Origin of the sequence: Anaerotruncus sp. DFI.9.16, assembly GCF_024461615.1 — a bacterium.
GTDB classification, from domain to species: domain Bacteria; phylum Bacillota; class Clostridia; order Oscillospirales; family Ruminococcaceae; genus Anaerotruncus; species Anaerotruncus massiliensis.
On record NZ_JANFZX010000071.1, the window covers coordinates 1 to 12135 of the forward strand.

11 protein-coding genes and 1 pseudogene are annotated in these 12135 nt (G+C 55.8%); 4 read left to right on the top strand and 8 right to left on the bottom strand.

The features are described 5' to 3' along the window. Positions 1-363 precede the first annotated feature (363 nt). From NE609_RS15535 to NE609_RS15570, 8 genes are all read right to left on the bottom strand, one after another. The gene (locus NE609_RS15535; protein ID WP_256153034.1) at positions 364-1314 is read right to left on the bottom strand and encodes an ABC transporter permease; all 951 of its coding nucleotides are present in this window, start codon (positions 1312-1314) and stop codon (positions 364-366) included. A gap of 21 nt (positions 1315-1335) precedes the next feature. Continuing rightward, positions 1336-2826 carry a sugar ABC transporter ATP-binding protein gene (locus tag NE609_RS15540; RefSeq protein WP_256153035.1) on the bottom strand — a complete coding sequence of 497 codons (1491 nt, stop codon included), beginning with the start codon at positions 2824-2826 and terminating at the stop codon, positions 1336-1338. An 84-nt stretch (positions 2827-2910) separates the two neighbouring features. Continuing rightward, entirely contained in the window at positions 2911-3888 is a 978-nt protein-coding gene (locus NE609_RS15545) for a phosphotriesterase (RefSeq protein WP_256153036.1), read from the bottom strand. 16 nt (positions 3889-3904) lie between these two features. Next, entirely contained in the window at positions 3905-4936 is a 1032-nt protein-coding gene (locus NE609_RS15550; RefSeq protein ID WP_256153037.1) for a substrate-binding domain-containing protein, read from the bottom strand. A 39-nt stretch (positions 4937-4975) separates the two neighbouring features. Then, positions 4976-5842 carry a PfkB family carbohydrate kinase gene (locus NE609_RS15555; RefSeq protein WP_256153038.1) on the bottom strand — a complete coding sequence of 289 codons (867 nt, stop codon included), beginning with the start codon at positions 5840-5842 and terminating at the stop codon, positions 4976-4978. Positions 5843-5909: 67 nt separating this feature from the next. Next, positions 5910-6920 (bottom strand): SIS domain-containing protein, encoded by a 1011-nt coding sequence (locus tag NE609_RS15560; protein WP_256153039.1) that lies wholly within the window; start codon positions 6918-6920, stop codon positions 5910-5912. Positions 6921-7201: 281 nt separating this feature from the next. Continuing rightward, positions 7202-7966, bottom strand: a complete 765-nt coding sequence (locus tag NE609_RS15565) for a DeoR/GlpR family DNA-binding transcription regulator (protein ID WP_256153040.1) — start codon at positions 7964-7966, stop codon at positions 7202-7204. A gap of 422 nt (positions 7967-8388) precedes the next feature. After that, positions 8389-9171 carry a M23 family metallopeptidase gene (locus NE609_RS15570; RefSeq protein WP_256153041.1) on the bottom strand — a complete coding sequence of 261 codons (783 nt, stop codon included), beginning with the start codon at positions 9169-9171 and terminating at the stop codon, positions 8389-8391. 288 nt (positions 9172-9459) lie between these two features. Between NE609_RS15570 and NE609_RS15575 the strand changes: the two genes are divergently transcribed. The 4 genes and pseudogenes from NE609_RS15575 to NE609_RS17675 form a co-directional block, all read left to right on the top strand. Continuing rightward, the gene (locus tag NE609_RS15575) at positions 9460-10095 is read left to right on the top strand and encodes a corrinoid protein (RefSeq protein WP_256153042.1); all 636 of its coding nucleotides are present in this window, start codon (positions 9460-9462) and stop codon (positions 10093-10095) included. Between the two features lie 61 nt (positions 10096-10156). Then, positions 10157-11248, top strand: coding sequence for a zinc-ribbon domain-containing protein (locus tag NE609_RS15580; protein ID WP_256153043.1), 1092 nt, complete (start codon positions 10157-10159; stop codon positions 11246-11248). Positions 11249-11366: 118 nt separating this feature from the next. Then, on the top strand, positions 11367-11546 hold the full coding sequence (locus NE609_RS15585; RefSeq protein ID WP_101549546.1) for a hypothetical protein: 180 nt from the start codon (positions 11367-11369) through the stop codon (positions 11544-11546). A 132-nt stretch (positions 11547-11678) separates the two neighbouring features. Continuing rightward, positions 11679-12135 (top strand): annotated as a pseudogene (locus tag NE609_RS17675) (hypothetical protein); the annotation flags it as partial.

Consider the following 12135-nt stretch of genomic DNA (forward strand, 5'->3'; position numbering starts at 1 on the left):
AAGCGCGCTTTCGCGGGGTGGGGTTGCGGGTTCGAGCCTCGTAACCCGCTCCAAAAAGAACGCTTCATTTTGAAGCGTTCTTTTTCTTTTTCCGCGAGAGCGAACTCGCTGCCTCCACCGACATTTTAAATCCGGAGGTCCCCGGGCCCCCGCGAAAGCGCGCTTTCGCGGGGTGGGGTTGCGGGTTCGAGCCTCGTAACCCGCTCCAAATAAAAACAGCCGGTCAAAAGACCGGCTGTTTATCTGGCAAAATGAAATGATTCAGCAAGTCGCCAGCCCTCACTCCTAAAGCATCCGCAATTAAGTTTCGACGAGAACAAGGTTTGGCATCTGTTTCGTTCGCACCATTTGATATGGCAGTCTTCACTCTCGTGTCCTGTCTAGCAGAACCGCTACAATGATAACGATTCCAATGGCTATCTGCTGTAAAAAATAATTGAGACCGATCAGATTAAGCCCATTTTGTAGAATGCCCATCACAAAAGCGCCCAAAATAGTGCCCCATATGCTGCCGGTACCTCCCGACAGGCTGGCACCGCCGATGACGGCAGCCGCGATCGCATTGGATTCGTAACCATTTCCCATGGTGGGTTGTGCCGAGACCAGGCGTGAGGTGAGAATGATGCCCGCCACAGCCGAACAGAGGGCACATACCGCATACATGGATACCTTGTTGAGTCCAATCTTGACGCCGGAGAGATACGCAGTGTTTTCATTGCTGCCAATGGCAAACACGTTTCTACCAAACCGACTGCGCTTAAGCACAATATTCATGAGCAGCATGATCGCAACCATGATCAGTACAGAAAAAGGTACCGTTCCCCACAGTTTTCCAAGCCCCAAGACGCTGAACTCCGGTGGCAAGCCTGAAATGGGCACGCCGTCGGTGATGACATAGACGACACCACGTATGATACTCATCATCCCCATGGTCGCAATAAACGGCGGTATTTTCCCAAAATAGACAAGCGAACCGGTGACGAAACCACAGGCAATGCCGCTCAGCAGTGCACAGGCGACCGCCACGGGAATCGAGATTCCAGCGTTGAGTAAGGATGCACAGGTGACGCTTGAAAGCGCTACAACCGACCCCACTGAGAGGTCGATGCCGCCGCCCGCGATTGCAATGGTCTGCCCCATGGCGACAATGGCGATGACCGCCGTCTGCTGAGCGATATTCACGAGATTGCTCAGCGATGCAAAATTCTTGGCAAACGCCGAAAAGTAGACGCAGAGAATCATCATACCGATCAGGAAGGTCAGCTTCTGAAAGTGGTCTCGAATCAATTGCTTCCAATCTGTTATCTTTTTCATGCTCCAAACTCCTTTCCCGCATTATCCCAGGGAGTAGTGTGCAATCTTTTCCTGGGTCGCCTCCTCGCGTGTCAACTCCGCCGTGATTCGCCCCTTTGACATAACGAGGATACGATCGCTCATCCCAAGAATTTCCGGCAGGTCGGATGAAATCATAATGATGGTCACATTCTGCTCCAGCAATTCATGCATGATCTGATAGATTTCGTATTTGGAGCCGACATCAATTCCCCTTGTAGGCTCGTCCAAAATTAATATATTTGAGCCGCGGCACAGCCACTTGCTGAGCACAACCTTCTGCTGATTTCCGCCGCTGAGCCGCCACATCTGCTGTCCGATGTCGATGGCGCGCACCCGCATTTTGCCCACAAGATTATTACAGTCTCGAACAGCGCGGCTTTCCTGGATAAAACCTCTGGGGGAATACAGCGCATAAGATGGCGCTATGATATTTTCCTTGATGCTTTTAGACATAAACAGGCCGTTTTGTTTGCGGTCCTCGGTCACATATCCAATACCGAGTTGAACGGTTCTGCTCGGGGAAAGCCTGGTCTGCTCAACGCCGCCGATCAGTACCTTACCGGAGGTAATGGGGAGGGCGCCGATAATTGCCTTGGCAAGCTCGGTCCTCCCCGAACCCATCAGGCCGGAAATACCCAGGATCTCTCCCGAGTATGCGTCGAAGCTGATGTCATTCAACACGCCCTGTACACACAAGTGCTGTACCGAGAGCGTCCGTTCTCCGCCTGAAATTTGCGTATGACTTGGGAAGATGCTTTTTAGCTCCCGGCCCACCATCTCCCGCACGAGCGTGTCAATGTCGATGTCGGCAAACAGGTGTTCTGCGATGAACCTGCCGTCCCGAAGTACGGTTACGCGGTCCGCCAGCCGCTGCAAATCGCTCATACGGTGCGAAACGAACAGAATGGCGACTCCCTTGTCTTTGAGCTGCTCTACCACGGAAAAGAGGGCTTCCGCCTCCTTGTCGGTCAATGCGGCCGTGGGTTCATCCATAATGAGAATTTCACAACGGTAAGAGACTGCCTTTGCAATCTCCACCATCTGCTGTTGCGCCACGCTTAGGCTGGATACCTTTGCGGAAGGATTGATGTGGCTTCCGAACTGTGATAGCGTCTCAGCCGCCATCTGATTAAGTCTTTTTTCGTCAATCAGCCAGTTGAGGAATCGGCCCGGTTCCCTGCCGATAAAGATGTTCTGAGCTACTGTGAGTTCCGGCATCAGGTTAAACTCCTGGTGTACGATTCCGATTCCCTTTTCTTCAATCTCTTTGGGATGGCTTATGTTTAGAGGTTCCCCCCTCAATACGATATGTCCGCTGTCCGGCTTAATGATGCCGGTCAACGCCTTGATCAGCGTTGATTTCCCCGCGCCGTTCTCCCCCACCAGGGCATGGACCTCTCCGGGAAAGAGGCGTAGTTGGACATCCTGCAGCACCTTTACGGTAGCGTAGCTTTTGCAAACGCCTTCCGCCTGTAAAATGGGTTTCATCATATCGCGTCCTTCCGTCTGCCGGGCATGCAATGCCCAAGAGATGGACCGCGCCGGGAGTGACCCCGGCGCGGTATTGACCAACAATTACGGCTTCCCCTCAAAGAATCTGCGGGGGTTTTCCACAAGCATCAGACTGATATCCTCTTCGCTCACACCCTGCTCTCTGAGTTGGGGGACGACGGTGTCCATGAGATAGCTGAACTGTACCTCACGCTCTTCGACCGGCACCGACCTCGTCTCCGCCCATTTGTCCTGCACCACGCCGCGCTTTTCTTCAGCATAGTCGATATAGGCGGAGTGGTCACAGCTTAATACCATTTTACCAGCATATCCAAGCCTGCAGAGTTTCGCCACGACCTTAATCCGTTCCGCCTGGGGCAACATCCAGTCGATACCGAAGCGGTCCATACCCACATAGCTTCCCCGATCAATGATGGACGATATAAAGTCTGCGTCCGTGCTGTCCCTGCAGTGTCCGATGATTACTTTCGAAATGTCCACACCCAGTTCTTCGAACACACTCTGCTGCTCGAGCCCCACCCGGTTCGCCACGGTGGCATGAGTTGTGATGGGAAGGCCGGTCGCCTTATGAACGATGGAGACCACCTCCATAAGGTGGCGGTTTGCCGGAGTGAGTCCGCCGATGTCAGTAGCGCATTTCAAGATGCCCGGCTTGCAATCCGTACCCATGATACCATGCTCTACCTCGTTGATCAGCAGATCCGCCAGCCAACGGGGATCACGGTCGCGAATCCACATCTCTTCAAAGTGGTAGAATCCCGTACAAGCGATGATTTGCATCTCCGCCTTCTCTGCGACCTCCCGAATGACATGGATATCCCGGCCCAGATTGATCGGTGTACAATCCACAATGGTTCGAATACCGCTGTGCTTTGCTTTCTTTACCATCTTTACGGCGTAATCCACAAATTCTTCCCGGTTGATCCAGTTAGAGAATGCCTGGCGCATAGCCCAGTTTGCTATGAGAATGTGCTCATGCATCATGGTCGGGCCTAAGTTCTCGGTATCGATGGGCCCTAAGACCGAGTTGATTCTTGCCATAATACTCCTCCTGTACTTACTCGGTAGGAGGCGTCAGAAGCGTCTGCACCTCTTCGGAATCGATGTTGTCCTTGTTAACATAGATGGTTTTTGCTGCCACCGTCTTATCCACTTCTTCGCCGCGGAGCACTTTCACTGCGCTTTCCACACCATTGTAGCCGATGGCCAGCGGATTCTGTGCGATCAGTCCGTCAATCGTTCCACTGCGGATGGCATTGATCTGCTCTGTCGAGGTGTCAAACCCGATCACTGCCACGTCGCTCGCCGTCTGTTCGGCTTCAATGGCCAACAGGACACCCACCGAAGAACCCTCGTTGGTGGAATAGATGCCCAAGATGTCAGGGTTGGAGGTGAGGATGTCTTGCGTGATACTGAAAGCCTTATCTCGGTCGCCGTCCGAGTAGTAGGTATTGAGAACCTCCAGTTTGCCAGTTGCCTCGATTGTGTCCACAAAGCCTCCCTCGCGGTTACCGCCTTGAATGGAGCCTGCCGTGTAGGACACGACCGCCACCTTACCCGACTTATCCCCCAAAAGCTTGATCATCTCGTTCGCTGCCTGTTGTCCAGCCGCATAGTCGTCGGTGGAGATCGTGGCATAAGGAAAATCAGCATTGAGACTGCCGTCGATGATAATCACCACGATGCCCTTTTCATGGGCAGCCTGCAAGGCCGGCACCAGTGCGTCCTCATTTACAGGGGAGATTACAATAGCCTTTACCCCCTGCGTGATGAAGTCCTCAATGATCTTTACCTGGCCCTCCACGTCGGTATCGGTCGCCGTCCCTTGATACACGATCGAGTAACCGTTCTCCTCTGCTGCGCTTTCGGCGCCCATGCGCACATATTTCCAGTAATCGTACAGGGTGGATTTTGGAACTACTCCGATGACACCGCCCGCCGTAACAGAGTCTTCACCCTCCTGAATCTCCTGCTGAGATGTGCTCTGAGACTGGGGCGGAGCAGATTCCTTCGTGGTGGACGGGGCGCACGCTCCGAAGATTGTGAGAACCACCAACAATAACACGCCGGATAGCAACATTTTTTTCATTGTCTGATTCCCCCTAAATATTTACTGGTTGATACGTTCTTATTTGAGTTCCAAGCCGCAACCAAAAGCCGCTTCGACCCCACACACATAGCTGGCGATCAGGTTGCCCGCCGCCATGCTGTTCTCGATCAGTCGGTCCTCGTAGTCCTCCCAGTCATCTCTTTGCCATTCCATGTGCAGGTTCGCTTCCATATTTTTTCTCAACTTCATCCCCTGGGTATAACGGATGGAGAATCCAGTGAGAAACGCGTCCCCCGCACCCAGTGTATCCACCGGCGGCACCTCCAGATGATAGGGCATCTTTTCATAGAATCTTCTGCCGTTATAAACGCACGCTCCCCGCTTGCCTGCGGTGGCTACCACCAACCCACATCCTAGACTGTACAAATCCAGCATCCGCTGCTTTCCCTCTTCCCATGAGCGGGTGGGGAAGGAAAAGAACCCGATATCCACCGCTTGGCAGGTGCTCCGCACCAGCTCCGTGCTCCAGAAGTTGGAGTAGTCATAAGCTACCATGGCCCCGGTTTCCCGTACCGCTACCAGTTGGTCATCAATATGTGCGTAGAGGCTGGTGTGTACGAGATCGTGCCGCGCGATATATTTGAAATCCGCGTCGTCAAGCAGGATCGGGCAACTGGAAAACAGATCGTAGTCTGTGCTGTCCTCAATTTCACGGTTTCCGTTGGTGAGAGTAACACGGCAGAGGTTGGTGGGGAGCTCCGTGTTTCGGGTATGGGTCAAATCCACATCAAAACTGCTCAGGGACCGTCGGATATGGTCGGCGTGGACATCTCCGCCTAATACGCCCAGATAGGAGGCTTGATGTCCCGCCATTGACGCATACACACAAAAGTTGGCGGAATTTCCACCGGGATACTGCATTCCTCTTTGGGGATATTGATCCACGACGCTGTCCCCAATACCCAAAACTTTCAGGGTACCACCTCCTTTTTTCTTAGCCCGTAAGCAATGCTCAATACTCCATCTGCCGGTAATAGCGCCTGGTTTCCAGCGGGTGATTTCTAACGTGGGAGAGGTGGCAGCTCAACCGCTCCAACATGGAATATATAACCATTGGCGCCACATATTTGCGGAATTCCTCATCCAGCGGCAGTTCCACCGACTGAGTATCAAACACGGCGATGTTCCTGGTGATCTTCTCCGCAAAATTTAGCACCCTGTCCATAAGCGGGCGGGTTTCATCTTCGCTGCGCAGCAGGATCAGGCTCGTATCCGGCTCCACCAACTCCAATGTGCCATGGAAGAATTCCGCTGCGTGAATCGATTTGGTCTTGATCCATTGCATCTCCTCAAGGATGCACATAGCGTAGTCGTAGGCCTCTCCCCATAGAACACCGCTGCCTACCACCATGTGATAGGGTGTCTCCTTATGCCTTTCGGCCAAGGCCTTCGCCATATCTTCGGTCTGCTCCTTGGCCTTGACGAGATAGGGGGTAAGCTGATCGAACTGAGTGAACATGGTGCCATAGTCGGGGAAATCTTCGCGATTGTACATAAAGCGAAAGATAAAAGGGAGGATCTGTAGGTATATGGACTCCCCCAGGTGGTCATCGTCGGCGTAATTAATGAAGACATGATCTGCGATCTTGCACAGTGGCGTATCCTTATGTGCCACAAATGCAACGGTTCTGGCGCCACGTTCCTTGCAATACTGGGCTGCCGCTACAATCTCTTTAGTATTTCCTGTGCGGGAACAGAAAACGCAAACAGAATCCTTTGAGAAGTGCCGGCTGTTTTTGACCATGAACTCCGCCGCAATCTCCACATGTACTTGTAACTCCGAAAGGGTCTCCGCCATATACTGGAGAGGCAGGTAATGGGCATAGGTTCCACCAGCGCCGATCAAGTACAGGTTTTTGTATCCCTCCCCGCAGATTTTGTCGGCGCATGCTTCGATTTCCGGACGCAATGCAATCGCTCCGTCCACGACAGCCTCGAAACGCTTCTTGTCAAATTTAAACACGATTTTTCCTCCCAGATCCGAAATTTGCCCTGCTGCGCATCAGGTATAAAGCCAAATTGATCTAATTTTATTAAGTTAGATCAATTTTGATGCTTTATGATCTAATTATATTTATTTGGGCCCCCATGTCAATCATTTTTTTCATTTTTATTTCGTTTGCTGAATTATTGCATCGAGATCTGGGTAAAATCACAAAATTTCTGCTAATTATATCCATATTGAACCACAAAAAAACCGGGTGCAAATTATGCCCCGGTTTTCTCAGTAATATAAAAGCAAACCTATGCCAATACGACCTCCACCTGTGCCTTCACAAGTTGTTTCACTGCATCAACTGGAGCATTCCGGTCACTGATTACCACATTGACCCGCTCGACAGGACATACAGAAACAAACGCGTTGCCATGAAACTTCGTGTGATCGCAAACTGCCACCACTTTCTTCGCAGACTCGATCATACAGCGCTTCAAGGCAACTTCATCGGTGTTGGTGATAAAGAACCCCGCGTTGACATCAATCATATCAAACCCCAAAAAGGCGATATCCGCCCGAATATTTTTCACCATATCCTCAGCAGAGAACCCTCTGAGCGTGTAGTAGTTGCTGCGGATTTGTCCTCCAGTCACCATGACGTTGATGTTTTCGTGGACCGCCAAGTCTACGGCAATCATCAAATCGTTGGTTGCGATGTTCAAATTGCGGATTCCCTTAATGTAAGGTACAATTGCTTGTGTCGTGGTACCCGCATCTAAAATTACTGACATACCGGGGCGGATTAATTTTGCAGCCGCCTCCCCAATTCTCCTTTTCTCAGCCACGTGAGAAATCTTCTTCTCATTGTATACGGGTTCTGATTTCTCCGTTGTGACCTGCGCCCGAACACCGCCCCAACTTGAGACGAGTTGTTCCGTACTGCACAGCATGGAAAGATCCCTGCGTACCGTCGCTTTGGAAACGCCTAAGAGCTGTACAAGCTCGTCTACACTGGCGTATTGTTTTTCATTAACGTAACTCAGAATCCTGGCGAATCGCTCATCTCGGATCACAGTCGCACTTCCTTATGATATAATAAAGCAAAATTAATCAAAATATATACATATTTATAGTATATCTGCTTTAGCGGCCAGTTGTCAAGAACATTTATCAATCAATTCGGATCGATTTCGTACAACACACCAGCATTGCACCGCTATCTCTATTTCTATCCTGCAGGGATTCTATTCTTGATATGAAGAGGACTGCTGTCGGTTTGCTCTTATTGAGCCATTTCATATTCTTGCGAATCGTTAGACTTATCTTTCTATTCGTAAAAATATCATATTTTGTAGATATTGGGGATTTGCAGATGGTAGGTTAAAATGATAGCATCAATAAACTAAGTACGGTTACGACACCGGGCTTTCGATCGGCAAAGTGGCCGCGCGAAAAGCCCCGGGTCGCTTCTTCAGAAGCGTCCCGGGGCTTTTCCCTATTTGTCAATGTAGACCAGCGGGTCCAAAAAGCTCGACCCGATGCGGATTTCAAAATGCAGATGGTTGCCGGTGGAGTTGCCCGTCGAGCCGACGTTGGCGATCTTCTCCCCCTGCTTGACCTCCTGTCCGACCGATACGTCGAGCGAGCTGTTGTGCCCGTAGAGGGTGCGGGAGCCGTCGGCGTGCTCGATGATGACGCACTTGCCGTACTCCCCGTACCAGCCCGCGAGCACGACGCGCCCCTGCGCCGCCGCGTAGACGGGCGTGCCGTGCGGGGCGGCGAGATCGATGCCGTTGTGGTGGGGATAGTCGTAAAAATCCGCCGACAGCCACCCGGTCTTGAGCGGGCGGATGAAGGAGGACACCCAGCGGCTGCCGTCGGCGGTTTCGCTTCGCAGCACCCGGGTGCCCCTCTTGACCACCTGGTCGACGGGGCGGGCGGTGTCGGTCGACTGGACCGACAGCACCTTGACCGGCCGGTCGCCCTCGAAGACGACCTGTGAACGGATCTCCCGCTCGCCCGCGATCCCCGCCGAGACGACCTCGGTATAGCCCCGGTAGCGGGCAGGCTCGTCCTGGTAGGCGACGCTGTAGGGGATTTTTTCCGTGGTGACGACGGTGCGCGTGGTGCGCGCGGGCGGCTGAAGCGCCAGAATGTTCACCGCGCAGAAGAACGCGAGCGTCACCGCGAGGGCGCGCGCCGTCAGCTTCCTGATAGGGGTATTTTTTGTCCGCTTCCGCGATGTCGATTTTCCGGAGTTGTCCGCAGAAAACTGCATGGGTGTGCCTCCTCCCTGAATCGATACGCACTCAGGATACCGGGCGTTTATGAACTGTCTGTGAACACCGGGCATCGTTTACACAAGGTTTACGATATTGGAAAGCCCTGTCCCCTCCCCCTCCCTGCTTCTTCCCGGGGAGGAAATCCCCGGTCCCCCGGGCATCCAGAATCTCCGGGCGCCCGTTTGCGCCCACCCGCTTGAAATCAGCGCCAAAGTAAGGTATGATTGCTGTAGCGGAAAATCGGAATCCGCGCCTGTTTTTGGCATTTGAAGGGGGAAAATCGGTTGTCCCAGCTTTTGGATGAAATCAGCCGGCTCCTGCAGCAGGGGCGCGCGCCCGCCGTCAAGGAAACGGTTTACCGCGCGATCGCGGAGGGCCTTTCCGCCGGGGAAATCCTGAACGGCGGCCTGCTTGCGGGCATGGGGGTCATCGGGGAGAAGTTCAAGGCGAACAAGGTCTATATCCCCGAGGTCATGATCGCCGCGCGCGCGATGAACGCGGGGCTTGAGCTGCTCAAGCCCCTGCTCGCGGAAAGCGGCGGCGAGGTGCGCGGCACCGTCGTGCTCGGCACCGTCAAGGGCGACCGGCATGACATCGGCAAGAACCTCGTCAAAATGATGCTCGAGGGGAAGGGCCTGCGGGTCATCGACCTGGGGGTCGACGTGCCCGCCGCCAAGTACATATCCGCCGCCGAGCAAAACGGCGCGGACATCATCGCCTGTTCCGCCCTGCTCACCACCACGATGAACGAGATGCGCGCCGTAGTCGCGCTCCGCAACGGCACGCCCGCCCTCGGCGGGGTCAAGGTGATGATCGGCGGCGCGCCGGTCACCCAGGCGTTCTGCGACGAGATCGGCGCGGACAGCTATACCCCCGACGCCGCCACCTGCGCGGAGGTCGCGCTCGGGTTCTGTTCCTGAGCGCAAGCGAGGAAGCCCACCAACATGATTGGGGCGCCACGCGCCCATACGGAGGAAAGCCATGTTTTGCAGCAAATGCGGAAGGGAAATCCGGGACGACAGCGTTTTTTGCTCCTACTGCGGCGAGTGCGTCGAGGAGGAGCCCCGGGAGGCCGGGGAGCCCTGCGGCGATGAGGAGGAAGCGCCCTGCGTCCGACCGGGCGCGCCGAAAAAGCGCTGCTCCGAATGCGGGAAGGAGCTTCCCAGCAGCACGATTTCCGACCTGTGCGCGATGTGCACCATCCGGCGGCGCAACCGCGAAATCGAGGAGGAGCGCGAGCGGCGGGACGCGGAACCGTCAAACAGGGACCGCTACGACATTTCGGACGAATTTGACCAGAGCGTCTTCGAGCGCGACCGGGCGAACTATTTCCGCGGCGAGGAGCCCGGCTACCGCACACAGGAGCGCCCGTCCCGCTCCACCTATACCGGCAAGCCGGCCGGCGCGCTCGGCGGCACGGACCCCAAGCCCGCCAACCGCGGCTGTCTCATTGCGGCGATCGTGGTGATCGTCGTGGTGTTCGTGCTCCCCATCCTCGCCGTCTTCATCTTCAGCTTCGCGGCGGACTCCCATTCCACCGTGGACGCCGCCATCGCGCCCGTCTCCGAGGCTTCCCCGATAGACGGCGACTGGTGGCTGGACGACGAGAGCGACTGGCAGGCGGACGGCGAGAGCGAGCCCGGCTTTGACGACGGCGCAAACGTCATCAGCACCGGCAGCCGCGACGAGCTGTTCGACCAGTTCATCGTCTCCGCCGCGGAAAGCACCCTCTACGCGATGGTGCCCGCCTACTATGAGGCCGATTCGGTCGCCTTCCACCACGACCGGGAACAGCTCACCGGCGACGGCGCGTTCATCACGACCTACGGCACCGCCGACCTGACTTTGGGCGGGCACACAAAGACCGACCGTTTCGAGGTGGTGCTCGCGATGTCGCCGAGCTATTACCACCCGCTCTACCTCGCGGTCAACGGCGAGTCGGTCTTCGACATCCGCGACACGGTCGACCGCGACGGCTACGTCACCGCCGAAGGCGCGCAGTTCTACGAGCGCGAGGAGGGCACCTCCCTCTTCGACGAGGAGACGGCCATCCGCCTCGATGATTTTGAATGAAAAATCGGCTGCGGCCGTAAAGCAAAACCTCCCGGGAAGATTTCCCGGGAGGTTTTTGCTTTCCCCGGCTCTGCATCTTCCCTTTTCGGCGGGGAACGCTAAAAGCCGAGGTGATTTTATGCCGAAAAAAGACCGCGCGAAGTCCAAGCGGCCGCCCGAATCAGGCGGCGAGCCCGCGCCCTGCGCCGTGGATGTGATTCCCGACTGCGTCAACACCGACGGCACCGAGATCCCCGACGGCTACAACAAAATCGGCTACCAGGTGGTCGACAACATCTGCGAGGAACACATCATGTGAGCTCCAGCCAGCCTTTCCGGCGGCCGGTCCCCAAGGGGACCGGCCGCTTTTCGTATGCGCGCGGAACCCTCGCGCCGATTTTTGAATAGGATGGTTTCAGACGATTTATTGACCGGTTGGGAGGTATTTTTTATGCTGCGATACGGAAATTCGGAATTTTCCATGGGCAGGCGCTGGGGGGTCGTCCCGCCGCCCATCGGCGCGGCGGTCCCGGGCGGGGCGCCGAGGACGGCGCCCCCGCAGGGCGGCGTCCAGCGCGCCGCGGGCGCGCCGGGACCGCGCAGATCGGGCGGCGCGGCGCAGCCGGACAGGAATGGCGTTCCATACGCTCCGCGCGGCGAAACCGGACCAATCGGCGCGACGGGACCGACCGGCCCGCGCGGTGAAACGGGGACCGCGGGCGCGATGGGACCGACCGGACCGCGCGGCGAAACGGGGGCCGCGGGCACGATGGGACCGACCGGCCCGAACGGCGAAACCGGGCCAACCGGCGCGACGGGGCCGACCGGCCCGCGCGGCGAAACGGGGGCCGCGGGCGCGACGGGGCCGACCGGCCCGCGCGGTGAAACGGGGACCGCGGGCGCGACGG

What these genes read in the sequence shown, in the direction of transcription:
- NE609_RS15535 (WP_256153034.1), bottom strand. Translation starts at nt 1,314, where the DNA reads ATGAAAAAGATAACAGATTGGAAGCAATTGATTCGAGACCACTTTCAG.
- NE609_RS15550 (WP_256153037.1), bottom strand. Translation starts at nt 4,936, where the DNA reads ATGAAAAAAATGTTGCTATCCGGCGTGTTATTGTTGGTGGTTCTCACA.
- NE609_RS15570 (WP_256153041.1), bottom strand. Translation starts at nt 9,171, where the DNA reads ATGCAGTTTTCTGCGGACAACTCCGGAAAATCGACATCGCGGAAGCGG.
- NE609_RS15580 (WP_256153043.1), top strand. Translation starts at nt 10,157, where the DNA reads ATGTTTTGCAGCAAATGCGGAAGGGAAATCCGGGACGACAGCGTTTTT.
- NE609_RS15585 (WP_101549546.1), top strand. Translation starts at nt 11,367, where the DNA reads ATGCCGAAAAAAGACCGCGCGAAGTCCAAGCGGCCGCCCGAATCAGGC.
- NE609_RS15545 (WP_256153036.1), bottom strand. Translation starts at nt 3,888, where the DNA reads ATGGCAAGAATCAACTCGGTCTTAGGGCCCATCGATACCGAGAACTTA.
- NE609_RS15540 (WP_256153035.1), bottom strand. Translation starts at nt 2,826, where the DNA reads ATGATGAAACCCATTTTACAGGCGGAAGGCGTTTGCAAAAGCTACGCT.